Below are 26028 nucleotides of genomic sequence, written 5' to 3'. Positions count from 1 at the left end.
AGAAAAGACTACTTTTTAGATGTCACATAGTCCGCAATCCCTATAATAGCAAAAACAAGCCCCAAGATAAGAAAGACAACCTTTCCAGCTACGAGACCATAGCCCATAAAGATAGCAGCTGATAAAAAAGTAACCCAATATCGTGACATCATACGCAGTTCTTTTCACTCCTAATACTTAATACCCCTATTATAACCTAAAAAAGCACAGATTAAAAGTTAAGCATGCTTGCTTTTTAAAAAAATTAACCGTGCTTAAAAGTAGAAGAGTTGGAGGTTAAGAAAAAAACTGCTGATAAACAGCAGTTCTTGTTTTATTTCATCGTTGGAAACAGCAACACATCACGGATGGTTGTGGTGTCAGTAAGCAGCATGACAAGGCGGTCGATACCGATACCGAGTCCGCCAGTTGGTGGCATGCCGTACTCAAGCGCTTCGACGTAGTCGTAGTCGATGCCAGTCGCTTCGTCATCACCAAGCTCTTTGGCAGCGGCTTGTGCTTTGAAGCGCTCAAGTTGATCAATTGGGTCATTGAGCTCGGTAAAGGCATTACCGTATTCTTTGGTCATGATAAAGAGCTCAAAGCGGTCTGTAAAGCGTGGGTCGTCTGCATTTTTCTTAGCAAGCGGTGATACTTCGACAGGATGACCGTAGACAAAGGTTGGTTGGATAAGAGTTTCTTCGACAAATTCTTCAAAGAAAGCATTGATGATGTGCCCTACACTAGTAAAGTGTTTTTCAACAGGGACCCCCTTGTCAGCAGCTAATTGCTTAGCTTCGTCTAGACTCATTTCACGCCAGAAGTCAACGCCAGTCACTTCTTTGATAGCGTCCACCATGTGCACACGCTTAAACGGCTTGTTAATCATGATTTCAGTGTCTTGATAAGTGATAGGACCGTCACCCTTAACTGCCTTAGCAGCGTGTTGGATGATACCCTCAGTCAGATCCATGATGTCTTGGAAATCCGCATAGGCTTGGTAGACCTCAATAGAGGTGAACTCTGGGTTGTGTGTAGCGTCCATGCCTTCGTTACGGAAGATACGTCCAATCTCATAGACACGCTCCATACCACCGACAATCAAGCGTTTGAGGTGCAATTCTGTTGCGATACGAAGCACCATGTCCATGTCTTGCGCATTGTGGTGCGTGATAAATGGACGAGCAGCAGCACCACCAGCTTCATTGTGCAAAACAGGTGTTTCCACTTCAAGGAAGCCAAGCCCATCAAGGTAACGACGGATTTCAGAGATGATTTTAGAACGTGTGACAAAGCGCTCAAAGCTGTCACGGTTAGAAATCAAGTCGAGGTGGCGTTTGCGGTAAATGGTCTCAATATCAGTCAGTCCATGGAACTTCTCAGGCAGTGGGCGAAGCGCCTTAGAGAGGTGGGTGATGTGTGTCGCCTTGATAGAGAGCTCACCCATATCCGTGCGCATAACCTCACCTTCAACCCCTAAAAAGTCACCAAGGTCAGCTTTTTTGAAGATGTCGTAGTTTTCTTCACCGACAGCGTCTTTTCTGACATAGATTTGGATTTGTCCATCTCGGTCTTGGAGATGTGCAAAGCCAACCTTACCTTTACCACGCTTGGTCATCAAGCGCCCTGCGATGATAGCTGTTTCGTTGATTTCGTGCAATTCTTCTTTGGTTTTGTCAGCATATTTTGCTTTTAATTGACCAGATGTTGCTGTGCGCTCAAATCGTTTCCCAAAAGGGTCGATTCCTTGCTCAGCTAAAGCCGCCATTTTTTCACGGCGGACAATTTGTTGGTCATTTAATGTTTCATTATGTTCGTTTGACATCATTTCCTCCAAGTAGTTTCTCTCCGCTATTATACCATAAATACAAAGAGACTTCACTATATTTTTAGATTGTCAAGGCTTTCTATTGTGATACTTGTCACATTGCAATAATTTTCTAAAAAAGGTATACTAATAAGGAGTAGAAAGGACTAAATAATGATTACTTCCATTGTATTTGATGTTGATGATACTATCTATGACCAGCAAGCGCCTTATCGTGTGGCTGTTGAGAAGTGTTTTCCAGACTTTGATATGACTTGTATCAATCAAGCCTACATTCGTTTTCGTCATTATTCTGATGTTGGTTTTCCACGTGTCATGGCTGGTGAGTGGACGACAGAGTATTTCCGATTTTGGCGTTGTAAAGAGACGCTTCTTGAGTTTGGCTATCGTGAGATTGACCAAGAAAGCGGCAGCCATTTCCAAGAAGTCTATGAAAAAGAGCTGGAAAATATCACTATGCTGGATGAGATGCGCATGACGCTTGACTTTCTCAAGTCCAAAAATGTGCCGATGGGAGTGATTACCAATGGTCCAACAGAACATCAGCTCAAAAAGGTGAAAAAGCTAGGGCTATACGACTATGTCGACCCTAAGCGTGTCATCGTCAGCCAAGCGACTGGTTTTCAAAAGCCTGAAAAGGAAATCTTTAACCTAGCGGCTCAGCAGTTTGACATGAATCCTGCAACGACCCTTTATGTGGGCGATTCCTATGACAATGACATCATGGGAGCTTTTAATGGCGGTTGGCACTCTATGTGGTTCAACCACCGTGGACGCAAGCTAAAGCCAGGTACCAAGCCTGTCTATGACCTTGAGATTGACAATTTCGAGCAGCTTTACGGCGCTGTCAAGGTACTCTTTGACCTGCCGGACAATAAATTTATCTTTGACGTCAATGACAAGAAAAATCCTGTCCTTGAGCTGGGGATTAACAACGGCTTGATGATGGCAGCTGAGCGCCTGCTTGAGAGCAATATCAGCATTGACAAGGTCGTGATTTTACTGCGCTTAACACCCCAACAAGAAAAAGTCCTGCGCATGAAGTACGCACGCTAATCCATATCAAAAAGGATTTTGGAAATGTCCAAAATCCTTTTTTTAAGCGATGGTTTCAACGGTTTCAAGATAAGTCTTGTCGTTCCAAGTGAGGCAGTCGTAGTGCTTGCAGTCTGTGGTTTCAAGGACAGTGACACTGGCATTGTCAAGTCCTCCATTTTGGCGGAGTTCACCGATGTCGTAGCCTAAGAGGGTACGAATAGACGCCGTCAGATTGGCACCGTGCCCGACGATGAGGACATTTTGATAGTCCTTGTCAGCGAGTGTTTGTAAAAAGCGCTTGACCCGTATGGTGGTATCATGTGGCGTCTCTGCTTCAAAATAGCCCGAGTGAAAAGCAGCTAGATTGTGATGAAAAGCGGTCATCTCCTGCGGATAGATGTCTGTGATGACTGAAACCTTTTGCCCTTCGAGTCTGCCGAGATTCCATTCTCGTAGAGCAGGTGTTGTGGTGATTGCGATAGGCTGATTGTTTTGCGCCATGATGACCTCTGCACTGTCCACAGCCCGCTTTAAATCACTAGAAAAAGCAGCGTCAAAAGAGACATTTTGTAAAAATGCTCCAAGCTCTGCAAGTTCCTCACGAGCCTCAGATAGCAGTGGCGAGTCTCCCTTTGCTCCCTGAAAGCGCCCTTCTAAGTTCCACTCCGTTTTTCCGTGTCGTACAAAATAGATTTTCATTATTTTCCCTCAATGTGTTTCTAATAAATCTGCAAAGTCAGCAGAGACAAAGTCAGCTAGTGTCTGGCTGTCAATGCGAATGGAGCGCCCAATCTCACCAGCAGAGACAATCAAAAAGCCCTTGTCTCTTGCGGTATTGTCAATGTAAATCGGAAAGGCATGCTTTTGGCGGATACCGACAGGATTGTTGGCACCGTGGACATAGCCAGTTGTTTTTTGCAGGTCTTTTTGTGGAATCATGCAGACCTTTTTATTGCCAGAGACCTTGGCGAGTTTCTTTTCAGATAGGTGCTCAGTGATAGGGACGATACCGATAAGAGGACCTGTCTTGTCCCCGATAAGGGCTAGTGTTTTGTAAATGTCAGATTTAGCAATGTCGTCTGGAAGGTCATCCTTTAGCGCATTGAGAGCAAGGCTATCGTGCTCTATTTTTGCCTTGTCTAAGATTTGGTCAACCAGTGTTTTTTTGAGTTTTTTTGCTTTTGCCATCTTTATCCTTTCTCGTCTTATTGTCGTAAAAACAGCGCGTCCTAAAAGGTACACGCTAGTTTTTAGAAGTCACTTTGCCAAAGAGTTTTTCGTAGTTTTTTTTAGTGTCCTTGGTCACTGCGATTTGATTGAGGTCAAGGACATTGTCAAATCCAGGCAAAACTCCCTGTGACGTATATTGGTGCAAATCATAGGTGAGTGTCGTGTTTGGCGCAGCCTCATAGTAACCTGAGTCGGTACCATAAGTTGGTATCCAAACAGCGTCAAACCCTTTTGTAGAAATGCCCTGTTCTTCCATAAAGTAAGTACCGATATAAAGCCCAACATTCTTAGCACCTAAGCGTCTCAGCTCGTCACGAAAAGCCTTGACCCCTTTATTCATATTGGACATGGTCTTTTCCTCAACGTCAATCCAGTAAAAGGTTGGGTTGTAAGGAGAAGCGTTTTTATAAAAACTTCTAGCTTCTGCCTTCATCTCCTTGACGCTTTTACCTAGAGCGTAGCTGTAGACAGCGACAGGGACATTACGCTTTTGAAAGGCGGTGATATGCTCTTTAAAGGCTTTATCCACACCTGTTGTATAGGCAGCGTTGTTGCTGCTAGTAATCTGTGAGCCTCCATAGACACGGACAATAGCGCCTGAGATATTGTTGGATAAGGTATCGTAGTCAATCTCGCTAGGACGTTGCCAGCCCGAGACATCAATTATCGGTTTTAGAACAAATTCGTCTTCATCTGTGGTGCTTTTGGTCGTCTTGGTTGTGCTGGTTTTGCTGACAGAAGGGATACTATTTTTAGCGTCGGTCAGCTGCTGCTCATAAGCTTTTTGCATTTTTTGATGGCTATAGAGCAAACAAAAAGCGAGAAAACCAAGAAAGAGATAGACCACAATAGGCTTAATTCTTCTTCTCATTTGGTTTTATTGTACCGTAAAATAGCTAAAATAGCAAAGTTTTTCGCCTGCTTTCTTCTATTCTTGGGAGAAATAGACTAAAAATGATAGCGTTTTACATATCACAAGACATGTCTCACGATAAAAAGCCTCCTTGTGGAGACTTTTGTGAATTATTGTGAGATAGCTTCGCTGTAGGCGATAATGCTATCAACCGTGTCACTCAAGAACTGAATGGTGTCACGCAGTGGCTTATCTGTACTGATATCGGCACCGATGATTTTAGCCGTCTCAAGCGGTGTCTTGCTGCCGCCAGACTTGAGAAAATCAAGCCAGTCAGAAGCGCCATTAGGACTTGACTTGAGGTGGAGATAACCGCTGGTTGCGATCACCAAACCTGCTGAGTAAGTGTAGCTGTAGAGCCCCATGTAGTAATGGCTTTGGCGCATCCAAGTCAGAGCTGCGTCGTCATCAATCTCAACCGCATCGCCCCAGAAGTCGCTCAAAACTTCCTTCATGATAGCATTTAATTGCTCAGCGCCAAAGGTGCCACCCTCTTCGATGAGAGTGTAAACTTTACGTTGAAAGGCAGCTTCCAGCAAGTGCGTGATGAAGTTGTGGAAGTAAGTATCTGTCAGTCTGTGAGCCAGCGCAAAGCGTTTTTGACGAGCTGTGTCAAAGGCATGCTCTAGGTAATCACTGAGCAAAAGCTCATTGAAGGTTGACGGTGCTTCGACATAGTAGGTCGACATGTGCGTGTTAAAGTAGCTTTGGTGATTGTCAGAAAAGATAAACTGTCCAGAGTGTCCAATCTCATGGATGAGCGTGTAGACATCGCTCATACGTCCTGTCCAGCTCATCAGCACATAAGGGTGTACCTTGTAAGGGTCAGCAGCGTAGCCACCAGAGTCCTTGTTGGCGTTGGCTGCAAAGTCCACCCAGCGCTCTTTCTGATAGCGCTCAACCTCTTTTGTGTACTCGCTTCCTAGACTAGCTACAGACTTCATGACAAGGTCGTAAGCCTCATCAATAGTCACATCAGGATTGAGTTCATTGTCAATATCTAGTTTCCAATCGGCAAAGGTCATCTTCTCAAGCCCATTGACCTTGGCGACATGTTTGAGGAATTTTCTAGCGACTGGGGCAAACTCCGTCATGATGAGGTCAATCTGACGGTCAAACATGGAGCGGTCAACCTCCTGCTCAGCAAGGAGGTAGTCAAAGACGGAGTCATAGCCACGCATGTCAGCGATGAGCTTTTCAGACTTGACCTTGGCGAGGTAAGCCGCAGCTGCAGCATTTTGATGTTGTCTCAGACCTTTTGAGAAAGAGCGAAAAGCCTTCTCACGAATATCAGCGTCCTCGTGGTTTTGGTAGAAGTTTTCATAGAGGACAAAGGAGTTGGTGTAGGTCTTACCGTCCACCTCAAAGTCCTCCATGGCAAAGTCGCCAGCCCGCATTTTGGTGTAGATGTCGTAAGGTGCGCCCATGACTTCGTTGAGGTTGGTGAGTGCCTTTTCGACCTCTGGCGCTAGAAGGTGTGCTTTTTGGATTTTTGCCTGACGAATGGCTGCGCTAAAGTGCGGATTTTCCTCTAGTTCATCTAAAATCGCCTCATCAGCCTGCGCTAGAGCCGTGTCAAAGAAACTCAGCTCAACGCTAGCCTTGGTCATAAAGTCACTACCAGCCTTAGCGATTTGGGCAAACTCTTCATTGCTAAAGTCTGTCGTTTGTGGCATGAAAGCATAAGTGTCAATGTGGCTCATCTGGATGTAGATTTGCTCGATTTCCATCAAGGCTTGTGTGAAGTCATCGACATCTGTCAGTTTGTTTTCATAGTTTTTGCGAAAAACACGCACATCCTCTAGCGCTTTTTCAATCGCCAAGAGAAAGTCTTCACGGTCTTTATAGAGAGCGGTCAAATCCCAGAGCTCATTCTCGGGAAATTCTGAACGTTTTTTGAGTTCCATAGGTGTCTCCTTTGATTTTATTCTATTTATTAGTATAACACAATTGAAAACGATAACAACGAATTTTACTATCTTTTTCTGTCAGAATATTCGTAAATAACTGGTAATTTTTCAGAAATAAGTTTACTTTTAAGGTCAAAAAGGGTATGATAATAGCAAGAAGTCTTTAATGTATCATTAAAGCCAGATGAGAGGAGTGAAATCTGTGACGACTAAAAAGTTAGAAAGCAGTAGCAGCAATGGGCATATCACTGAAGAGGTCGCTATTTTGAAGCGTCTGCTGGATGAGACTGCCCAGCAATTGGTAGGAGAGGAAACTTTTGAGACCATTCAGGAGTTGGTGTCTCTCTCAGCTACTGACCAGTATGTGGAGCTTGAAAAGCTAGTAGCTACGATTAGTAATGATGAGATGGTTGTAGTGGCGAGATATTTCTCTATCTTACCGCTTCTTATCAACATCTCTGAGGATGTTGACCTTGCTTACAAGGTCAATTATGCCAATAACACTGACAGTGACTACTTGGGGAAATTATCAGCTACCATTGATACCGTAAGCGACAAGGACAATGCCAAGGAAATCCTAGAGCATGTCAATGTCGTACCAGTCCTAACTGCCCACCCAACGCAAGTACAGCGTAAAACAGTCCTTGAGTTGACCACTCAAATCCATGACCTCTTACGCAAATACCGTGATGTGCAGGCTGGTATCGTCAACAGAGAAAAATGGCTGGATGAGTTGCGCCGCTATGTTGAGATTATCATGCAGACCGATATCATCCGTGAGCGTAAACTCAAGGTCAAAAATGAAATCACCAATGTCATGGAATATTATAACGTTTCCTTGATTAAGGCGATTACAAAACTAACTACAGAGTACAAAAAACTAGCGAGTGAGCGTGGTCTCACACTAGACAACCCACGCCCGATCACTATGGGCATGTGGATTGGTGGTGACCGTGATGGTAACCCATACGTCACAGCTGAGACACTACGCATGTCAGCGACTGTCCAAAGTGAGGTTATCCTCAATTACTACATTGAGAAATTAACCACGCTTTACCGCACATTCTCACTCTCAACCACGCTTTGTCAGGCGTCTGATGCGGTTAAGGAAATGGCAGAGCACTCAAACGACACCTCTGTTTACCGTGAAAACGAGCCTTACCGCAAAGCCTTTAACTATATCCAATCAAAAGTCATTCAAACGCTGATTGAACTCAAGACAGATGGCATTCCAAAACGCACTACGACTCTAGGAGATGTCTACACCAGCACCAACAACGCTAGTGTTGTTGCTCGCTATGTTCAAGACAAATTGACTGAGGTAGCGTCTGAGTTTAAGCAAGAAGTCTTTCCACACTACACAAGTGCAGCTGACTTTAAGCAAGATTTGTTGACCATCAAAGAGTCCCTAGAGGCTAATGGCGACCACGCTCTTATCAAAGGTGACTTTGAAGAGTTATTGCAGGCTGTTGATGTTTTTGGCTTCTACCTAGCAAGTATCGACATGCGTCAAGACTCTAGTGTTCATGAGGCTTGTGTGGCAGAATTGCTCAAATCTGCTCACATCGTTGACAACTACAGTGAACTATCAGAGGATGAGAAATGTCAAGTTCTCCTAAAAGAACTGCTCGAAGACCCACGTCCGCTGTCTGCAACGCATGCGCCTAAATCTGAATTGCTGGAAAAAGAGCTGGCTATCTTTAGGACAGCTCGTGAGTTAAAAGACCAGCTAGGAGATGATGTCATCAAGCAACATATCATCTCACACACAGAAAGTGTCTCTGATATGTTTGAGCTTGCCATCATGCTAAAAGAAGTTGGTCTAACAGACAGCGAGTCTGCTCGTATCCAAATCGTGCCTCTCTTTGAGACGATTGAGGACCTTGACAACTCACGTGCCATCATGACACAGTACCTTGAGTACGATATTGTCAAAAAATGGATCGCAGCCAATAAAGGCTACCAAGAAATCATGCTGGGCTACTCTGACTCCAATAAAGACGGTGGCTACCTCGCTTCTGGCTGGACACTTTACAAAGCACAAAACGACTTGACCAAGATTGGGGATGACCACGGTGTCAAGATCACTTTCTTCCACGGGCGTGGTGGTACTGTTGGTCGTGGTGGCGGTCCATCTTACGAAGCCATCACTTCTCAGCCATTTGGCTCTATCAAGGATCGTATCCGCCTAACTGAGCAAGGGGAAATCATCGAAAACAAATACGGCAACAAAGACGCTGCTTACTACAACCTAGAGATGTTGATTTCAGCTTCTATCAACCGTATGGTCACTCAGATGATTGCTAATCCAAGTGAGATTGACGGCTTCAGAGAGATTATGGACGCTGTGGTACAAGATAGTAATGTCATCTATCGTGATTTGGTGTTTGGTAATCCTCATTTCTATGATTATTTCTTTGAAGCAAGTCCGATTAAGGAAGTTTCTAGCCTCAATATCGGTTCACGTCCAGCAGCTCGTAAGACCATCACTGAGATTTCGGGTCTGCGTGCCATTCCATGGGTCTTCTCATGGTCACAAAACCGTATCATGTTCCCAGGTTGGTATGGTGTTGGCTCTGCCTTTAAGCACTTTATCGACCAAGACGAGGCAAATCTGGCTAAACTCCAACACATGTATAGAACTTGGCCATTCTTTAACTCCTTACTATCAAATGTAGACATGGTGCTGTCAAAATCAAACATGAATATCGCCTTCCAATACGCTCAACTGGCTAAGGAAGAAGAAGTCAGAGACGTCTTTAACATCATCCTAGATGAGTGGCAGTTGACCAAGAATGTGATTTTAGCCATCGAAGGACATGACGAGCTCCTAGCAGAAAGCCCAAGCTTACGTGCTAGTCTTGATTACCGCTTGCCATACTTCAATGTGCTTAACTACATCCAAATCGAACTCATCAAGCGCTTACGTAATGACCAGTTGGGTGAAGATTATGAAAAACTCATTCACATTACCATCAACGGTATTGCAACAGGCTTGCGTAATTCAGGCTAATAGAAAAACCTACAGTGTAAAAGCTGTAGGTTTTATCTTGCTGTTCAACTTTTACTTTGCCTAGCAAAGATGTTATAATGGTAAATGCAAGTTTTGAATGAACGAGGTATTTATGAAAATTGAGAAACGCCATTTGCTAAATTACTCTATCCTCATTCCTTATTTGATTTTGTCGGTGCTGGGCTTGATTGTTATTTATTCGACGACCAGCGTCAGCTTGATTAGTAGTGGGCTCAATCCTTTTAAGTCCGTGCTCAATCAGGCAGGATTTTGGGTAGTGAGTTTAGCAGCTATCGCTTTTATCTATAAACTCAAGCTAAACTTTTTGAAAAACGGCAATGTTCTGCGAATTGCTTTGATTGTCGAGATGATTTTGCTCTTTATTGCTCGTTTCTTTACACGAACGGTCAATGGAGCGCACGGCTGGATTGTGCTTGGTCCTATTAGCTTTCAGCCGGCGGAGTATCTTAAGGTCCTTATCGTCTGGCTCTTAGCCTTTACCTTTGCTAGAAAGCAGAAGTTGATTGAGACCTATGATTACCAAGCGCTGACCAAGCGCAAGTGGATTCCTAGGAGTTGGTCAGACCTCAAGGACTGGCGGGTCTACTCACTTGTTCTTATCGGTATGGTTGTCATCCAGCCTGACCTTGGAAATGCGGCGATTATCGTATTGACAGCGGTCATCATGTACTCTGTCAGTGGGGTGGGCTACCGTTGGTTCTCTGGGCTTTTGACAGCTATAGTGACCGTATCAGCTGCCTTTCTTGGCTTGATTGCCATTGTTGGTGTAGAGACCATGGGAAAAGTGCCCATCTTTGGTTATGTCGCTAAGCGTTTCAGCGCTTTTTACAACCCCTTTAAGGACGTGACAGACTCAGGGCACCAGCTGGCAAACTCTTACTACGCTATGAGTAATGGTGGTTGGTTTGGGTTAGGTCTTGGTAACTCCATTGAAAAGCGGGGCTATCTGCCAGAGTCAACGACCGACTTTGTCTTTTCCATCGTCATGGAAGAACTAGGTGTTATTGGTGCTTGTCTCATTTTAGCCTTGGTCTTTTTCTTGATTTTACGTATCTTTCACGTGGGTATCAAGGCGAAAAATCCTTTTAACTCCATGATGGCGCTGGGTATTGGAGGTATGCTCTTGATGCAGGTCTTTGTCAATATCGGTGGTATCTCAGGGCTCATCCCATCAACTGGGGTTACTTTTCCTTTCTTGTCCCAAGGGGGAAATAGCCTTCTCGTTCTCTCTGTAGCGGTAGGGATCGTCCTCAATATCGATGCCAATGAAAAACGGGACGCTATCTATAGAGCAGAAGCAGAACAAAAAGAGCAAAGACGACAAGCCAAGATGATTTCCCCAACGGACGACAAAATTATCCCCTTTAACCGTCAAGCCTAAAAAAGTTTGAGTGACAACTCAAGCTTTTTTTACTATAATAGAGAAGTCCAATGTGACACTTATCGCATAGACAGTAGAACAAGCAGAAGAAAAAAGCAGCTAAGGTTATCCCACTTCACCCTTTTTTTAAAAACAGAAAACAAGTAAAATTTGAAAAAGGCGTGGTTAAGGCTTGCAATTTTACCGGAATTTGTTAAAATAATAAGGTAAAGTTAGACTGTATTGCCTACCGTCTATCTATAAAATATATTTTATTGGAGGCTTTTCCTAAATGGCAAAAGAAAAATACGATCGTAGTAAACCACACGTTAACATTGGTACAATCGGACACGTTGACCACGGTAAAACTACTTTGACAGCTGCAATCACTACAGTTCTTGCACGCCGTCTTCCATCAGCAGTTAACCAACCACAAGACTACGCTGCAATCGATGCTGCTCCAGAAGAACGCGAACGCGGTATCACAATCAACACTGCACACGTTGAGTACGAAACTGAAAAACGTCACTATGCGCACATCGACGCACCAGGACACGCGGACTACGTTAAAAACATGATCACTGGTGCCGCTCAAATGGACGGTGCTATCCTTGTAGTAGCTTCAACTGACGGACCAATGCCACAAACTCGTGAGCACATCCTTCTTTCACGTCAAGTTGGTGTTAAACACCTTATCGTCTTCATGAACAAAGTTGACTTGGTTGACGATGAAGAATTGCTTGAATTGGTTGAAATGGAAATCCGTGACCTTCTTAGCGAATACGATTTCCCAGGTGATGACCTTCCAGTTATCCAAGGTTCAGCTCTTAAAGCTCTTGAAGGTGATGAAAAGTACGAAGACATCATCATGGAATTGATGAACACTGTTGATGAGTACATTCCAGAACCAGAACGTGACACTGATAAACCACTTCTTCTTCCAGTCGAAGACGTATTCTCAATCACTGGACGTGGTACAGTTGCTTCAGGACGTATCGACCGTGGTACTGTTAAAGTCAACGACGAAGTTGAAATCGTTGGTATCAAAGACGAAATCCAAAAAGCAGTTGTTACTGGTGTTGAAATGTTCCGTAAACAATTGGATGAAGGTCTTGCAGGGGACAACGTTGGTGTGCTTCTTCGTGGTATCCAACGTGACGAAATCGAACGTGGTCAAGTATTGGCTGCACCAGGATCAATCAAACCTCACACTAAATTCAAAGGTGAAGTTTACATCCTTACTAAAGAAGAAGGTGGACGTCACACTCCATTCTTCAACAACTACCGTCCACAGTTCTACTTCCGTACAACTGACGTAACTGGTTCAATCGAATTGCCAGCAGGTACTGAAATGGTTATGCCTGGTGATAACGTTACTATCGACGTTGAATTGATCCACCCAATCGCCGTTGAACAAGGTACTACTTTCTCTATCCGTGAAGGTGGACGTACTGTTGGTTCAGGTATCGTATCTGAAATCGAAGCTTAATTAGTATTAAGTTCCCAAATTAACAATTATAGTCAGACAACTTTAATTGTAACGAGCTCTTTGAGCTCGTTTTTTTGTAGACAAAAACCACTAGCAGAGCCAGTGGTTTCATTTTTGGAAAAAGAAAATGCCACAGTAGTGGCAATCAGATAAGAAAGATGTAGATGACAAGACCAAAGTAAAATAAGAGGGTGACAAGAAAGCCCACTCGCCAAAAGAGTTTGATAAAACGCTTGTAGCTAAAGCGGTGCTTTTTAAAAATCAGAAAAGCAGCAATGGCTAGAGCTAAAAGGCTAAAGAGTGAGATGAGGTAGGGCAAAAGTCCATGGGTCAGAAACTTGTCAGAAACAAGGATAATCTCTAAGACATAGAGTGGAAAAGCAACGTCTGGAAATAGGAGCTTTAAGCGGTTAAGCCCAAAGAGCTTGACGATAATATAGGAAAAAATAGGGGTTAAAACAAGTAGCAGTAGGGCAATAAACTTATACATCATAGTATTATTTTACCTCTTGTGAGGAGACTTGTAAACTTTTTTAAAAGAAAAACTTGGTTTACCTTGATTTATTTTAAAAATGCGTTATAATAGTTAGGTATGCTAAAAAGCATATCTGTGGGAGGTAAAAATCTACAATTACCGAACGAACCACAACAGGAGGATATTTAAAATGGCTAAAAAAGTCGAAAAAGTTGTTAAACTTCAAATTCCTGCTGGTAAAGCGACACCAGCTCCACCAGTCGGACCAGCTCTTGGTCAAGCAGGAATCAACATCATGGGATTCACTAAAGAGTTTAACGCTCGTACAGCTGATCAAGCTGGTATGATCATCCCAGTTGTTATCTCAGTATATGAAGATAAATCATTTGATTTCATCACAAAAACTCCGCCAGCTGCTGTTCTTTTGAAAAAAGCTGCAGGTGTTGAAAAAGGTTCAGGTGAACCAAACAAAACTAAAGTTGCTAGCGTTACTCGTGCACAAGTACAACAAATCGCTGAAACTAAAATGCCTGACCTTAACGCTGCAAACATCGAGTCTGCAATGCGTATGATTGAAGGTACTGCTCGTTCAATGGGATTCACTGTTACTGACTAATAGTCCCCACTAAACCCGCACGACTTCATCAACATCTGATGAGTGACGTGGGAGATTTCACTAAAATCGCTAGACCACATTACAAGGAGAAAATATAATGGCTAAAAAAAGTAAAAACTTGCGTGCTGCTCTTGAGAAAATCGACAGCACTAAAGCATACAGCGTAGAAGAAGCTGTAGCTCTTGCAAAGGAAACTAACTTTGCAAAATTTGACGCAACTGTAGAAGTTGCATACAACCTTAACATCGACGTGAAAAAAGCTGACCAACAAATCCGTGGTGCAATGGTATTGCCAAACGGTACTGGTAAAACATCTCGTGTACTTGTATTTGCACGTGGTGCCAAAGCTGAAGAAGCAAAAGCTGCTGGTGCAGACTTTGTTGGTGAAGATGACCTTGTTGCTAAAATCAACGGTGGATGGCTTGACTTTGATGTTGTTATCGCAACACCAGATATGATGGCTATCGTTGGTCGTCTTGGACGTGTGCTTGGTCCTCGTAACCTTATGCCAAACCCTAAAACAGGTACTGTAACTATGGATGTTGCAAAAGCTGTTGAAGAGTCTAAAGGTGGTAAGATTACTTACCGTGCTGACAAAGCAGGTAACGTTCAAGCGCTTATCGGTAAAGTATCATTTGATACTGACAAATTGGTTGAAAACTTCAAAGCTTTCAACGATACAATCGTTAAAGCAAAACCAGCTACAACTAAAGGAACTTACATCACAAACCTTTCTATCACAACTACTCAAGGTGTTGGTATCAAGGTTGACCCAAGTTCACTTTAATTGTGAAAAGACCCGTTTAGGGTCTTTTTTTGTGGGGAAAATAAATCATGTATTTAGCAGGCTTATAGTGGTATTTTAGAGGACTTGATGATACACTAATAGTAAACTAAAGAAGTAAGGAAATGATTATGAACGAATTTGAAGCATTTAAAAAGACTTTGTCGCAAGAGAGCCTAACGGACATCTACAATGAAACCAAGACAGAAGTGACAGAGGATTACTTGGAAGGAACAGAAGCCTTTTCAGTGGCTCTGGCGACGCAAATGGCGGTCAATCTGGTCGAAAAATACCATGAATGGCTAAAGGAAAAATAAGCTACTTGTCTGCCACTAGGATTGTCAAAAAATCCTGCCTAGGCACTAGGAGAATAATGCAAAATATGATAAAATAGATAGGATAAAACAAGGAGAATTAAAATGGTTGAACCGAAATATCATCGTATTTTGATTAAATTGTCTGGTGAGGCATTGGCTGGTGACAAGGGTGTTGGTATTGATTTGCCGACTGTTCAGGCTATTGCAAAGGAAATCGCAGAAGTACATCAGTCTGGTGTGCAGATTGCGCTTGTTATTGGTGGGGGCAATCTCTGGCGTGGTGAGCCAGCGGCTGCTGCCGGGATGGAGCGTGTCCAAGCGGACTACACTGGTATGCTAGGTACTGTCATGAACGCTCTTGTTATGGCAGATAGTTTGCAACAATGTGGTGTAGACACACGTGTGCAGACAGCTATTCCAATGCAAAATGTGGCTGAGCCTTATATCCGTGGGCGTGCGCTTCGTCATTTGGAAAAAGGACGTATCGTCATCTTTGGTGCTGGTATTGGTTCCCCTTATTTTTCAACGGATACAACGGCTGCGCTTCGTGCGGCTGAGATTGAAGCGGAAGCTATTCTCATGGCTAAAAACGGCGTGGATGGTGTCTACAATGCCGATCCTAAGAAAGATGCCAATGCTATCAAGTTTGACGAGCTGACACACGTTGAAGTGATCAAGCGTGGTCTCAAGATCATGGACGCTACCGCATCTACCCTATCTATGGACAATGATATTGACCTTGTCGTCTTTAACATGAATGAAACAGGTAATATCAAGCGTGTTGTCTTTGGTGAGCAAATCGGGACAACTGTATCAAATAAAGTATCTGAGGAGTAAAAGAGTATTATGGCAAACCCTATTATTGATAAAGCAAATGAGCGCTTTGAGCAGTCGCACCATTCGCTTGCTCGTGAGTTCGCAAGCATTCGTGCAGGACGTGCAAATGCGTCACTACTTGACCGTATCGAAGTGGAGTACTACGGTGCTCCAACACCACTTAACCAGCTAGCGTCTATCACTGTACCAGAAGCACGTGTTCTTTTGATTTCTCCTTTTGATAAAGGGTCTATCAAGGATATTGAGCGTGCTATCAATGAGTCTGACCTTGGTATCAACCCAGCCAATGACGGTTCTGTCATCCGCTTGGTTATCCCAGCTTTGACTGAGGAAACACGTAAAGAGCTTGCAAAAGACGTGAAAAAAGTCGGTGAAAATGCTAAGATTGCTATCCGCAACATCCGCCGTGACGCTATGGATGAGGCTAAAAAGCAAGAAAAAGCCAAAGAAATCACAGAAGACGAACTCAAAGTGCTTGAAAAAGACATCCAAGCAGCTACAGACGCAGCTGTCAAGCACATTGACCAAATGACAGCTAATAAAGAAAAAGAACTCTTAGAAGTTTAATCAGACAGAACTCAGCTGGCTTGGCTAGCTGAGTTTGTTTGCCAAAAGAAGCATGAGATAAGATATGAATACACATTTAGCAACAATGGTCACAGGGCTTGTGACCGATGAAAATACGGACTATTACTTTGTCCAAAAAGACGGTGTGACCTTTGCCCTTGCAAAGCAAGAAGGAGTACACAAGCTCGGGGACATGGTCGAGGGCTTTGTCTACACAGATAAACATCAGAAAAAGCGCATGACGACCGTCAAGCAAGAGGCAAGTCTAACCAGCTACGGCTGGGGTGTGGTGACTGAGGTGCGCCGTGACCTTGGTGTCTTTGTCAATACAGGGCTTCCTGACAAGGAAGTGGCGGTGTCCCTAGACGTCCTCCCAGACCTCAAAGACCTTTGGCCTAAGAAAGGCGACAAGCTCTATGTCCGCTATGAGCTGGACAAAAAAGAGCGCTTGTGGGCGATTCCAGCCAGTCCAGAGGTCTTTCAAAAGATGGCACGTCCTGCCTATGACAATATGCAAAACCAAACCTGGCCTGCCATAGTCTATCGTCTTAAGCTGTCTGGGACCTTTGTCTACCTGCCTGAAAACAACATGCTGGGCTTCATTCACCCTAGTGAGCGCTATGCTGAGCCACGTCTCGGTCAGGTGCTAGAGGCTAGGGTTATTGGCTTTCGTGCGGTGGATAGAACGCTCAATCTCTCCATCAAACCACGCTCCTATGAGATGTTGGAAAATGATGCGCAGATGATTTTGACCTATCTAAAGGCAAATGGTGGTTTTATGACCTTAAACGACAAGTCCTCACCCGCTGACATTAAGGCGACCTTTGGTATCTCCAAAGGGCAGTTCAAAAAAGCCCTTGGTGGTCTCATGAAAGCTGGCAAAATCAAGCAAGACCAGTTTGGTGTCGACTTGATTGAAACAGACGATAAAGACTAATTTGTTTAAAAAGGATGTTTAGAGTTTCTTCTAAGCGTCTTTTTTGTTACAATAAAAGTCAACTTTTAGAAAGGAGAGCGGAATGCGAAAATCATTTTACACTTGGCTGATGACTGAGAGAAATCCAAAGTCAAACGGTCCCAAGGCGAGATTAGCGGACTTGGTCTTTGAGGAGACGACTTTTCCAAAGCACAGTTCGGACTTTGAGACCATAAGCCGTTATCTAGAAGATGAGGCGAGTTTTTCCTTTAACTTGGGTGATTTTGACCAGATTTGGGAGGAGTATCTGGCGCATTAGGAGGTTACATTAGGATGAGTAGGAGTGAGGAGTATTATGACAAGGTGTTAAGCACTTTGGGTGAGTGTTTGCACAAGGATGAGGTTATTTTGGCGAAGTCGCCTGTTGGACGCAAGGGTTCTTTTTATGTGGCTGTTTTTCGGGATAAGTACTATTATAAAGTGCTACGCTTTAGCGACCACAAGGCAGCTGTCCCTTATTTGGCTATCCCAACGATTGACTACACGGTGTCACGGTCGGTTTTACGGGCTCGCATTGAAAAAGCCCTGAACGAGCCGTGGGCACGCTTTACCTTTGAGTCTTTTTATGCGCTCAAGGTGATTGAAAAATGGGCAGAACATCGTGTGTCTATCTTTTATGAAGAGGCTTATCGGCAAAAGTACTATCAAAAGCAGTCTTTTTATTTGCGTGAGGACTATGCTCTTGAGGGCAAGCGCATTTATCTGAGTGAAAATGTCTAAAAAGAGTTGCGCCGTCTCTGGAGTAATCTAGAGGGCTTTTCTGATGTATTAGACAGATTTAATTATTGGAATACTGAAATACATAAATAGGTATTTAGTTAAATGCCTATTTATATATTTGACAAAACGTTCAAAAAAAGCGATAATATTAGTGAACAACACAGGATAATACCTCCTTCTTGTTCCGACCTCATCGTCGTTAAACCTCGGCTATATCTGTGGTGACACAGACGTATGGTAGAAGCGCACTGTACGGCTTGGCAGAGCTTAAAAACTGTTCCCTGGTGATAAGCCTAAAAAGCACTAAAGGGAGTTAGTGACCAGCCATCACTAATCGTTGACCTGGGCAGTGGGTCGAAACCTGCCTAGCGCTTTTTTTTTGAATTTTTGTAATGGAGTTTTGCGTGGACTTAAGAGAGCTTGTTAAAGATTATAGAGAACATTTTGTGGGAAAATCGTGCCAAGTTTCTACCAATTATGCTGATTTAAAAGCCTTGGTTGTTACTTTTCAAGCTACAGATTTGCACCATCTTTTTGGACTTCATAAGCTCACTAAGGACTACGCTAGCCTGACTCTAGAACAAATCGAAAGCAGTGTTTTTGATTTGGGAGAATTTAAACAATCTCCAAATTTTAGAGAGGTGAAACAAAGAATAGGACTGTATCCGTTTATCTCTGATATTTTTATCGAGCAAGCAACCGACTACTGCGTCATACGAAAAGATTTATCTAATAACAGCATGAACCTTGACTTGGTTTTCTTTGAAGGTGACAAACGTAATGTGAAAGTTCTCGGACTGCGAAAAGATAAGGAAGGCATCTATAGGCTGGTGACTCTTCATGAGGCATCCGCCAAGAAGTATGCTCGAGTCAGAAAGACGAAGATAACGAGTATAGTCTGGCTATCATAATACTTAATCCCTCAACACAGCGTTGAGGGATTTTTTGTATATGAGATTGCCCCAAATTCACCCCAAAAGTTTATAAAAAAGTAGTAAATTACAGCAAATACATTGAAGAAAAAACTAGTAAAATTAAGTTTTTTCTGCCTATTCTGTTACAGTTTTTATTTTCAAATTCCCTCTTGGTGACTGGGCTTTTAAATATCAGACGGGATATTGCTAGTCGAGACTTGCCTCTTTATCTGACGACTATCTCGACGGTTTTTAGTCATTATTTTGACCGTGAGTATGGAAAGACATGGACACAAAAAGCTCAGCAAATCAGCTGGCAATTGCCAAACAGCGCCTCCTTTGAAGCGAGAAAAAGTCGTCCCAAAGAAGACGTGAAAGTAGCCTATCAGATTGACATGAGTCGGCTCTATCCTATCTCATCAGAACCTTACTATCCGACCTACCTCTATCAAGTAGCTGCGCTCCCTTTTTGGCGACGCCTTTGGCAAAGGCTTTGTCAGATATTTAATAAAAAGAAGCAAGTGGCAGAAGAAAAGGCGCCTTTTGAAAAAGCAGAAGCGCAGGCAGTAATAGCTCCTCAAGATAAAGAAAAAAGAGAACAAAAGCTATCGCCAGATGATGTGCTACTTGCTGAGAAAAAACGGCTCGAAAAATACAAGAAAAGCACGCACTCGCTAAAGGATGTAGCCGTTAAAAAACGGCATATGGTCGGTATAGAGACGACCATGTCTGCCCAGTCCCTTGAAAAGCTCCAAGCCCTAAGAGATAGTCTAGCCAAAGAAGATGAAAACCACTAAGCCGTGGTTTTCAAGCACCAAATGGCTGATAAAATGGTATAATAAAGTGATACAGAGCAAGGGAGAAAAGAATTTGCAAGATTACTCAATTGATATTCAACTGGCTCATCCGGATGATATGATGAGTCTCTTTGGAACGAATGAACGGCATTTAAAAGTTATCGAAAAGGCGCTAGATGTGACTATTCACGCTCGGGTGGAGCGTGTGCAGGTCATTGGTGAGGAGTCAGCTGTTGAAACAGCGAGACTGGTCATCAATGCCCTCCTTGTCCTTGTCGGGCGTGGCATGCTGGTCAATACCTCTGACGTAGTCACTGCGCTTAACATGGCGCAAAATGGGACTATTGACAAGTTTGTAGCCCTCTACGAAGAAGAAATCATCAAGGACAACTACGGCAAGCCTATCCGTGTCAAGACACTGGGGCAGAAAGTCTATGTCGATAGTGTCAAAAAGCACGATATCGTCTTTGGGATTGGACCAGCTGGTACTGGTAAGACCTTTCTAGCGGTGACTTTGGCTGTGACAGCGCTCAAGCGTGGTCAGGTCAAGCGTATCATCCTCACACGTCCAGCAGTTGAAGCGGGCGAGAGCCTTGGTTTTCTGCCAGGGGACTTAAAAGAAAAGGTCGACCCTTATCTGCGTCCTGTCTATGACGCACTCTATCAGATTTTAGGGAAAGAGCAGACGACACGGCTCATGGAGCGTGAGATTATCGAGATTGCGCCGCTTGCTTATATGCGTGGGCGAACGCTCGATGACGCCTTTGTCATTCTCGACGAGGCGCAAAATACTACCATCATGCAGATGAAGATGTTTCTGACTCGCCTTGGCTTTAACTCCAAGATGATTGTCAATGGTGATACTAGCCAGATTGACCTGCCAAGAAATGTCAAGTCTGGTTTGATTGACGCAACGCAGAAGCTGAAAAACATCGAGCAGATTGACTTTATCTATCTGTCCGCTAAGGACGTGGTGCGCCACCCAGTGGTCGCTGAAATCATCACCGCCTACGAGGAAGATACCGAAAGACCCGACATGCCTAAGGAAAGCCAGACAGAAGACAAAGACACTAGGTCTGGTCTCACCAGCTATGAAGTGATTGGTGAGCTGCCAACTTCTGATAAGAGCTGATATTTACCACAAGTCCCTTTAAAAAGGGGCTTTTTTGGTCTAAGTATGGTATAATTTAACAGATGATGCAGATGATGCAGATGATGCAGATGATGCAGATGATGCAGATATTGCAGATATTACAGAACAGTTGGAATGTGAGAAGAAAGATGTATGTAGAAATGATTGATGAGACGGGTCAAGTCTCAGAAGCTATCAAAAAGCAAACGCTGGATTTGCTGCAGTTTGCGGCTGAAAAAACTGGCAAAGAGGACAAGGAAATGGCGGTGACTTTTGTGACCAACGAGCGTAGCCATGAGCTTAATCTGGAGTATCGTGATACCGACCGTCCAACAGATGTCATCAGCCTAGAGTACAAGCCAGACGAGGCTATCACTATCGATGAGGACATGCTGGCGACTGACCCAGACCTAGCTCTTATGATGTCAGAGTTTGACAGCTATATCGGTGAGCTCTTCATCTCGGTGGACAAGGCTCATGAGCAAGCCCGTGACTACGGTCACTCCTTTGAGAGAGAGATGGGATTTTTAGCGGTGCATGGCTTTTTACATATCAATGGCTATGACCACTACACCCCAGAGGAAGAAGAAGAAATGTTTACGCTGCAAGAAGAGATTTTGAGCGCCTATGGACTTACAAGACAATAACCAAAAAAAGTGGAAAAATCGTGATTTACTAACCAGCATGGAGTTCGCCATGACAGGGGTCGTGACGGCTTTTAAAGAAGAGCGCAACATGCGCAAGCACATGGTGTCGGCTGTCCTTGTGATTATCGCTGGTTTTATCTTTCAAGTATCGGCTATCGAATGGCTCTTTTTACTGCTTAGCATTTTTTTGGTCGTGACCTTCGAGATTATCAACTCGGCTCTTGAAAATGTGGTGGACCTAGCTAGTGGTTACCACTTTTCACTCCTTGCTAAGAACGCCAAGGATATGGCAGCTGGAGCAGTGCTGGTCATTTCAGGCTATGCTGTTTTGACGGGCTTGATTATCTTTGTGCCAAAGGTGCTAAGACTTATCTTTAGATAGAAAGGACGAAAAACAAGGAACGATGTTTAAGTCAGGTTTTGTGGCGATTTTGGGTCGCCCAAATGTAGGAAAATCAACCTTTTTGAACCATGTCATGGGGCAAAAAATCGCTATCATGAGCGATAAAGCCCAAACCACTCGCAATAAAATCATGGGGATCTATACGACAGATAGTGAGCAGATTGTCTTTATCGACACGCCAGGGATTCACAAACCAAAGACGGCGCTTGGGGACTTTATGGTGGAGTCTGCCTATAGTACACTGCGTGAGGTGGATACTGTGCTCTTTATGGTACCAGCGGACGAGGTTCGTGGTAAGGGCGATGACATGATCATGGAACGCTTGAAGCAGGCAAAAGTCCCTGTGATTCTGGTCATCAATAAAATCGACAAGGTGCACCCAGACCAGCTCCTCGAGAAAATCGAGGACTATAGTGCTCAGATGGACTTTAAGGAAATCGTGCCTATCTCGGCTCTGCAGGGCAATAATATCCCAAGACTCCTTGAGATTTTAAAAGATAACCTAGAGGAGGGCTTCCAGTATTTCCCAGCGGATCAGATCACAGACCACCCAGAGCGCTTTTTGGTGTCTGAGATGATCCGTGAGAAGGTCTTGCTCCTCACTCGTGAGGAAGTGCCTCACTCTGTAGCGGTGGTGGTAGATAGCATGAAGCGAGACGAGGAGACCGACAAGGTGCATATCAGAGCCACTATCATGGTCGAGCGTGACAGCCAAAAGGGTATCATCATCGGCAAAAAAGGCGCTATGCTCAAGAAAATCGGTAGTCTCGCCCGCCGTGACATCGAGCTCATGCTAGGCGACAAGGTTTATCTGGAGACTTGGGTCAAGGTTAAGAAAAACTGGCGAGACAAGAAACTAGACCTGGCAGACTTTGGGTACAACAAAAAAGAATACTAAAAAACATTTAATGGCATTTGCCGTTAGATGTTTTTTTGTGCCTGAAAACCCTTAACTAAAGCGTAAGTTAAAAAATAATAACAAAAAAATTAAAAAAATATTGTATAATCGTTGGACAAAAATGACAAAATAATATAAACTATCAGTAAATTAAAAAAATAAAACGTTTACCAAAACGAAAACGGAGGCTATATGATTATAAAAGATAGTATTAGGTTTATCATAGCGAGCATAGCCATGGTGCTCTTTGTCCTCTTTGGATGTGGCACTAGAACGGCTTATGCGAACAGTGCGAGTGATACTGTTCCAGAAATATCAAAAACAATTGAAGCTGTAGAAGTAAAAGGTGAGGAGGATGCCTATGAGTTATCTCTAAGTATAAATCCCAAAAATGTGACGCTAACAGAAGCGGAACCGTTAGATGTTATCTTTGTCATTGACTTGTCTGACAGTATGAATAAAGAATTAGACGATAATGGGACACGTCTTGAACATTTAAAAAATGCCTTAGCAAAAGATGGAGGGTTGATTGATAGTATCTTGTCTAGTTCAGCTAACCGCTTATCTCTAGTAACCTTTGCGGGTAAAAATGCTAAGGAATATGGTTTCAATAAGCCTAATCACAGTGAGGAAACCTATCAGGATGCTACGATACTTAGTAACTGGGACAGTGGTGCCAGCGTAGAAAGTTTAAAAACAGCAGTAGAAAAATTGGAAACAGATAAGACTAGTGAACAAACCAATATTGCTGCTGGATTGTTAAAAGCTAATGACCTATTGAGTAATGCTCGTGATAAGGCTAAAAAAGTAATTGTGCTGTTAACAGATGGTAAAGCCAATCACTACTACGATAGTAGTGGTCACAGTACATATGGGAGTGAGAACAATTCAAGCCTTCTCAAAAGTCTAACGGGTGCTGCAGAAACTCTCAATAAAAGTAGTCTTGACGCTCTCTACTCTATCTCATTTGTAACCACAGACGCTCAAGCACACTTACAGAAAGTTCATGATACTTTAGATAATAAAACAATTGAAAATAAAATTTTCCAAGCTGATGATGAAGAAAAATTGCTTGACTGTCTTAGGGAAATCTCAAAAAATGTTACCAATCTGATGTTTACAAAAGTTGTAATTACTGACGCTTTGTCAGAATGGGTGGAGTTATTAGACGGTGAAACCTCTGATATTCGTTTGGTGAAAGTAGAAAATAACGATGAAAAAAATGAAACTGTACTAGATGATACAGATGTAAAAATCACCACAACGACTAATGAGTCGGGTAAGGTCACGGTCACTGCGACCTTTGCTGAGAACTATTGGTTTACAGAAGGTTATAGTTACATTTTGAAATTCAAAGTGAGGTTAACCCAAGCAGCGTATGATGAGTTCGCTGATGGTGAAACAAAGCCTAGTCGACTACCATCAAATGCTGAGGCAACCCTCAACTACTACTATGGTGATGAAAAACAGGATGAACTAACCTTTGAAACACCGTATATCGATAGCGTAACCCTTAAAATTCCAATCACGGTTGAGTGGGACATGCTAGATGGTCAGGAAGTTTCCGAAACCTCTGTCAAAGTAGAGTTGTTCCAAGATGGCGGTGAAAACTCTTACCGTAAGGAAGACGTAACAGGTGACAAGTGGACAAGTTCATTCACAAGTGTTGCCAAAGGTAAACACACTTATACGGTTGAAGCGCCAGACATCACAGGGTTTACAAAAACGGTTGAAAATGTCGGGACAGACGCTAAGCCAGAGTTTGTCGTCACCTACAGACAAAATCCAACTTTAACCATAAAAAAAGTCCTTGAAGGTCTTGATGGCGAGGATAGCTCTAAAACATTCAACATTGAAGTAGAAGCAAGTGACGGTGAGGGCAATCCACTACATGCCACATACGGTAAAACAATCTTTGTAAACGGTAAGGCGACTGTAGAAGTGAAAGCAAATGGTGAGGTTAAAATCCCATATCTACCAAGAGGGACAAGCTACACTGTCAAAGAAAGCGACGCTTCTAGTGAGGGCTACACAGTCAGCTACGACAAGGAAAAAGGAACATTGGATAAGGAAAACGTGGTGGTCACAGTCACCAACACCAAACTCCCAAGTCTGACCATTTCAAAAACAGTTACGGGGGATTATGGTGATAAGCAAAAAGACTTTACCTTTAACATCACACTATCAGACGAGAACGGATTTATTTCAGGTGAGTTTCAAGCTGAAAAAGGTGATGAAGCGACAACAGTGACCTTTACGGATGGTAAAGCAAGCGTAGAGCTGAAACATGGTGAGAGTATCACTATTACAGATTTACCATTTAAAGCGAACTACGAGGTGTCTGAGGATACGACAAAGCTCAATAATAACTATACAGTGACCTATAACGGTGAGCAAAAAGACAGCGTGACTGGTACGCTTAGCAAAAATATAACGATTGATGTCGTGAATACCATGACTGAAATCACCTCAACAGGTGGCAATAGCTCACACGGCAGTGCCGTTAAGCTAGGTGTTATCGGTGGTTTGGCGGTTCTTGTCGCCTTGGCACTTGTGGCTAGAAAGGTGAGAAAAGATGACCTTTAAGCGCAAAAAGCGCCCTAAAAAACAGCGCTCCCCGCTACTAGCTGACCTGCTCTATCTGCTCAGAAAGCTCCTGCTCATAGCAGTCGTGCTTGCCAGTCTCTATGTCTTTCTCTTTGGGCTTGTGCGCTACCAAGGGACAGACATGAAGCCTGCTATCAAGGACGGGGACTTGGTCGCCTACTATCGTCTCGATAAGTCCTATCAGGTCGGCGACCTCCTAGCCTACGGCTATAAGAGCAAGACCTATATCGGACGAGTGGTGGCGAGTGGCGGAGATGTCGTGGACATCACAGACAAGGGTCTCCTCGTTAACGGCTCTCTCCAGCAGGAGAGCAACATCTACACCGACACGCTCCTCTATGAGGAGGGAATCAGCTTTCCCATCACTGTCCCCAAAGACCACATCTTTGTCCTTGGGGACAACAGGGAGCAGGCGCTTGATAGCCGTATCGTAGGCGCTATACCAAGTAAAAAAACCTATGGAAAGGTGGTGATGCTTATGCGAAGGCGTAACTTCTAACCAAAAGAGATGTAAAAGAAAAAGTCAGATAACATAATAAAATGAATGAAGGAAAGTG

Annotated in this window: 26 protein-coding genes and 1 pseudogene; 20 read left to right on the top strand and 7 right to left on the bottom strand. The window is 43.5% G+C overall.

Going from position 1 to position 26028, the window contains the following annotated elements; translation table 11 throughout:
* Positions 1-8: 8 nt before the first annotated feature.
* Both G5B60_RS08315 and lysS read right to left on the bottom strand, forming a co-directional pair.
* Positions 9-152 (bottom strand): hypothetical protein, encoded by a 144-nt coding sequence (locus G5B60_RS08315; RefSeq protein WP_164682034.1) that lies wholly within the window; start codon positions 150-152, stop codon positions 9-11.
* A gap of 161 nt (positions 153-313) precedes the next feature.
* The gene (gene lysS / locus G5B60_RS08310; protein WP_164684254.1) at positions 314-1804 is read right to left on the bottom strand and encodes a lysine--tRNA ligase; all 1491 of its coding nucleotides are present in this window, start codon (positions 1802-1804) and stop codon (positions 314-316) included.
* Between the two features lie 156 nt (positions 1805-1960).
* Here lysS and G5B60_RS08305 point away from each other — a divergent pair, with 156 nt between their 5' ends.
* Positions 1961-2863 (top strand): HAD family hydrolase, encoded by a 903-nt coding sequence (locus G5B60_RS08305; protein ID WP_164683590.1) that lies wholly within the window; start codon positions 1961-1963, stop codon positions 2861-2863.
* 42 nt (positions 2864-2905) lie between these two features.
* On the opposite strand, the gene G5B60_RS08300 is transcribed toward G5B60_RS08305, so the two are convergent.
* From G5B60_RS08300 to pepF, 4 genes and pseudogenes are all read right to left on the bottom strand, one after another.
* Positions 2906-3544, bottom strand: a complete 639-nt coding sequence (locus G5B60_RS08300) for a histidine phosphatase family protein (protein ID WP_164683589.1) — start codon at positions 3542-3544, stop codon at positions 2906-2908.
* Positions 3545-3553: 9 nt separating this feature from the next.
* Positions 3554-4033 (bottom strand): aminoacyl-tRNA deacylase, encoded by a 480-nt coding sequence (locus tag G5B60_RS08295; RefSeq protein ID WP_164683588.1) that lies wholly within the window; start codon positions 4031-4033, stop codon positions 3554-3556.
* A gap of 55 nt (positions 4034-4088) precedes the next feature.
* Positions 4089-4841, bottom strand: a pseudogene (locus tag G5B60_RS08290) (glycoside hydrolase family 25 protein); the annotation flags it as partial.
* A gap of 257 nt (positions 4842-5098) precedes the next feature.
* Positions 5099-6895: an oligoendopeptidase F gene (gene pepF / locus G5B60_RS08285; protein WP_164683586.1), complete on the bottom strand. Its 1797-nt coding sequence runs from the start codon at positions 6893-6895 to the stop codon at positions 5099-5101.
* A 205-nt stretch (positions 6896-7100) separates the two neighbouring features.
* On the opposite strand from pepF, the gene ppc reads away from it, so the two are divergent.
* The 3 genes from ppc to tuf all read left to right on the top strand — a co-directional run bounded on the left by ppc (position 7101) and on the right by tuf (position 12781).
* The gene (ppc, locus tag G5B60_RS08280) at positions 7101-9911 is read left to right on the top strand and encodes a phosphoenolpyruvate carboxylase (protein ID WP_164683585.1); all 2811 of its coding nucleotides are present in this window, start codon (positions 7101-7103) and stop codon (positions 9909-9911) included.
* A gap of 112 nt (positions 9912-10023) precedes the next feature.
* Complete coding sequence (ftsW, locus tag G5B60_RS08275; protein ID WP_164683584.1) at positions 10024-11313, top strand: cell division peptidoglycan polymerase FtsW; 1290 nt, start codon at positions 10024-10026, stop codon at positions 11311-11313.
* A gap of 271 nt (positions 11314-11584) precedes the next feature.
* On the top strand, positions 11585-12781 hold the full coding sequence (gene tuf / locus G5B60_RS08270; protein WP_115268633.1) for an elongation factor Tu: 1197 nt from the start codon (positions 11585-11587) through the stop codon (positions 12779-12781).
* 145 nt (positions 12782-12926) lie between these two features.
* Here tuf and G5B60_RS08265 read toward each other — a convergent pair whose 3' ends face one another.
* A complete protein-coding gene (locus G5B60_RS08265; protein WP_164683583.1) occupies positions 12927-13274 on the bottom strand; it encodes a DUF3397 domain-containing protein in 348 nt (115 codons plus the stop codon).
* A gap of 172 nt (positions 13275-13446) precedes the next feature.
* On the opposite strand from G5B60_RS08265, the gene rplK reads away from it, so the two are divergent.
* The 16 genes from rplK (at position 13447) to lepB (ending at position 25970) form a co-directional block, all read left to right on the top strand.
* Positions 13447-13872: a 50S ribosomal protein L11 gene (gene rplK / locus G5B60_RS08260; protein ID WP_115268639.1), complete on the top strand. Its 426-nt coding sequence runs from the start codon at positions 13447-13449 to the stop codon at positions 13870-13872.
* A gap of 97 nt (positions 13873-13969) precedes the next feature.
* On the top strand, positions 13970-14659 hold the full coding sequence (rplA, locus tag G5B60_RS08255) for a 50S ribosomal protein L1 (protein ID WP_115268641.1): 690 nt from the start codon (positions 13970-13972) through the stop codon (positions 14657-14659).
* 128 nt (positions 14660-14787) lie between these two features.
* Positions 14788-14973: a hypothetical protein gene (locus tag G5B60_RS08250; RefSeq protein WP_115268643.1), complete on the top strand. Its 186-nt coding sequence runs from the start codon at positions 14788-14790 to the stop codon at positions 14971-14973.
* 102 nt (positions 14974-15075) lie between these two features.
* A complete protein-coding gene (gene pyrH, locus G5B60_RS08245) occupies positions 15076-15810 on the top strand; it encodes a UMP kinase (protein WP_164683582.1) in 735 nt (244 codons plus the stop codon).
* 9 nt (positions 15811-15819) lie between these two features.
* A complete protein-coding gene (gene frr / locus G5B60_RS08240; RefSeq protein ID WP_115268647.1) occupies positions 15820-16377 on the top strand; it encodes a ribosome recycling factor in 558 nt (185 codons plus the stop codon).
* A gap of 64 nt (positions 16378-16441) precedes the next feature.
* Positions 16442-17314 carry a CvfB family protein gene (locus tag G5B60_RS08235; RefSeq protein WP_164683581.1) on the top strand — a complete coding sequence of 291 codons (873 nt, stop codon included), beginning with the start codon at positions 16442-16444 and terminating at the stop codon, positions 17312-17314.
* 82 nt (positions 17315-17396) lie between these two features.
* Positions 17397-17612 carry a YozE family protein gene (locus G5B60_RS08230; RefSeq protein WP_164683580.1) on the top strand — a complete coding sequence of 72 codons (216 nt, stop codon included), beginning with the start codon at positions 17397-17399 and terminating at the stop codon, positions 17610-17612.
* 14 nt (positions 17613-17626) lie between these two features.
* Positions 17627-18073, top strand: coding sequence for a hypothetical protein (locus G5B60_RS08225; protein ID WP_164683579.1), 447 nt, complete (start codon positions 17627-17629; stop codon positions 18071-18073).
* A gap of 404 nt (positions 18074-18477) precedes the next feature.
* Positions 18478-18984, top strand: a complete 507-nt coding sequence (locus G5B60_RS08220; protein WP_164683578.1) for a PBECR4 domain-containing protein — start codon at positions 18478-18480, stop codon at positions 18982-18984.
* A 176-nt stretch (positions 18985-19160) separates the two neighbouring features.
* Complete coding sequence (locus G5B60_RS08215) at positions 19161-19784, top strand: hypothetical protein (protein WP_164683577.1); 624 nt, start codon at positions 19161-19163, stop codon at positions 19782-19784.
* Between the two features lie 118 nt (positions 19785-19902).
* Positions 19903-20916 carry a PhoH family protein gene (locus G5B60_RS08210; protein ID WP_430523659.1) on the top strand — a complete coding sequence of 338 codons (1014 nt, stop codon included), beginning with the start codon at positions 19903-19905 and terminating at the stop codon, positions 20914-20916.
* A gap of 149 nt (positions 20917-21065) precedes the next feature.
* Positions 21066-21563: an rRNA maturation RNase YbeY gene (gene ybeY, locus G5B60_RS08205; protein ID WP_164684253.1), complete on the top strand. Its 498-nt coding sequence runs from the start codon at positions 21066-21068 to the stop codon at positions 21561-21563.
* On the top strand, positions 21544-21945 hold the full coding sequence (locus G5B60_RS08200; RefSeq protein WP_164683575.1) for a diacylglycerol kinase family protein: 402 nt from the start codon (positions 21544-21546) through the stop codon (positions 21943-21945). The genes ybeY and G5B60_RS08200 overlap by 20 nt, the downstream gene beginning before the upstream one ends.
* A 22-nt stretch (positions 21946-21967) precedes the next feature.
* Complete coding sequence (gene era / locus G5B60_RS08195) at positions 21968-22864, top strand: GTPase Era (protein WP_164683574.1); 897 nt, start codon at positions 21968-21970, stop codon at positions 22862-22864.
* A gap of 192 nt (positions 22865-23056) precedes the next feature.
* A complete protein-coding gene (locus tag G5B60_RS08190) occupies positions 23057-25450 on the top strand; it encodes a DUF7601 domain-containing protein (RefSeq protein WP_164683573.1) in 2394 nt (797 codons plus the stop codon).
* Entirely contained in the window at positions 25440-25970 is a 531-nt protein-coding gene (gene lepB, locus G5B60_RS08185) for a signal peptidase I (RefSeq protein ID WP_164683572.1), read from the top strand. The genes G5B60_RS08190 and lepB overlap by 11 nt, the downstream gene beginning before the upstream one ends.
* The last annotated feature ends 58 nt before the right edge of the window (positions 25971-26028 follow it).

It is taken from the genome of Streptococcus hyointestinalis, from assembly GCF_011039275.1.
GTDB classification, from domain to species: domain Bacteria; phylum Bacillota; class Bacilli; order Lactobacillales; family Streptococcaceae; genus Streptococcus; species Streptococcus hyointestinalis_A.
This window is presented reverse-complemented; position numbering and strand designations above follow the sequence as displayed.

What these genes read in the sequence shown, in the direction of transcription:
- G5B60_RS08265 (WP_164683583.1), bottom strand. Translation starts at nt 13,274, where the DNA reads ATGATGTATAAGTTTATTGCCCTACTGCTACTTGTTTTAACCCCTATT.
- G5B60_RS08210 (WP_430523659.1), top strand. Translation starts at nt 19,903, where the DNA reads ATGATGAGTCTCTTTGGAACGAATGAACGGCATTTAAAAGTTATCGAA.
- tuf (WP_115268633.1), top strand. Translation starts at nt 11,585, where the DNA reads ATGGCAAAAGAAAAATACGATCGTAGTAAACCACACGTTAACATTGGT.
- G5B60_RS08225 (WP_164683579.1), top strand. Translation starts at nt 17,627, where the DNA reads ATGAGTAGGAGTGAGGAGTATTATGACAAGGTGTTAAGCACTTTGGGT.
- lepB (WP_164683572.1), top strand. Translation starts at nt 25,440, where the DNA reads ATGACCTTTAAGCGCAAAAAGCGCCCTAAAAAACAGCGCTCCCCGCTA.
- G5B60_RS08200 (WP_164683575.1), top strand. Translation starts at nt 21,544, where the DNA reads ATGGACTTACAAGACAATAACCAAAAAAAGTGGAAAAATCGTGATTTA.
- G5B60_RS08250 (WP_115268643.1), top strand. Translation starts at nt 14,788, where the DNA reads ATGAACGAATTTGAAGCATTTAAAAAGACTTTGTCGCAAGAGAGCCTA.
- G5B60_RS08295 (WP_164683588.1), bottom strand. Translation starts at nt 4,033, where the DNA reads ATGGCAAAAGCAAAAAAACTCAAAAAAACACTGGTTGACCAAATCTTA.
- G5B60_RS08315 (WP_164682034.1), bottom strand. Translation starts at nt 152, where the DNA reads ATGATGTCACGATATTGGGTTACTTTTTTATCAGCTGCTATCTTTATG.
- pyrH (WP_164683582.1), top strand. Translation starts at nt 15,076, where the DNA reads ATGGTTGAACCGAAATATCATCGTATTTTGATTAAATTGTCTGGTGAG.
- G5B60_RS08300 (WP_164683589.1), bottom strand. Translation starts at nt 3,544, where the DNA reads ATGAAAATCTATTTTGTACGACACGGAAAAACGGAGTGGAACTTAGAA.
- G5B60_RS08235 (WP_164683581.1), top strand. Translation starts at nt 16,442, where the DNA reads ATGAATACACATTTAGCAACAATGGTCACAGGGCTTGTGACCGATGAA.
- era (WP_164683574.1), top strand. Translation starts at nt 21,968, where the DNA reads ATGTTTAAGTCAGGTTTTGTGGCGATTTTGGGTCGCCCAAATGTAGGA.
- G5B60_RS08190 (WP_164683573.1), top strand. Translation starts at nt 23,057, where the DNA reads ATGATTATAAAAGATAGTATTAGGTTTATCATAGCGAGCATAGCCATG.
- frr (WP_115268647.1), top strand. Translation starts at nt 15,820, where the DNA reads ATGGCAAACCCTATTATTGATAAAGCAAATGAGCGCTTTGAGCAGTCG.
- ybeY (WP_164684253.1), top strand. Translation starts at nt 21,066, where the DNA reads ATGTATGTAGAAATGATTGATGAGACGGGTCAAGTCTCAGAAGCTATC.
- lysS (WP_164684254.1), bottom strand. Translation starts at nt 1,804, where the DNA reads ATGTCAAACGAACATAATGAAACATTAAATGACCAACAAATTGTCCGC.
- pepF (WP_164683586.1), bottom strand. Translation starts at nt 6,895, where the DNA reads ATGGAACTCAAAAAACGTTCAGAATTTCCCGAGAATGAGCTCTGGGAT.
- rplA (WP_115268641.1), top strand. Translation starts at nt 13,970, where the DNA reads ATGGCTAAAAAAAGTAAAAACTTGCGTGCTGCTCTTGAGAAAATCGAC.
- rplK (WP_115268639.1), top strand. Translation starts at nt 13,447, where the DNA reads ATGGCTAAAAAAGTCGAAAAAGTTGTTAAACTTCAAATTCCTGCTGGT.
- ftsW (WP_164683584.1), top strand. Translation starts at nt 10,024, where the DNA reads ATGAAAATTGAGAAACGCCATTTGCTAAATTACTCTATCCTCATTCCT.
- G5B60_RS08230 (WP_164683580.1), top strand. Translation starts at nt 17,397, where the DNA reads ATGCGAAAATCATTTTACACTTGGCTGATGACTGAGAGAAATCCAAAG.
- G5B60_RS08305 (WP_164683590.1), top strand. Translation starts at nt 1,961, where the DNA reads ATGATTACTTCCATTGTATTTGATGTTGATGATACTATCTATGACCAG.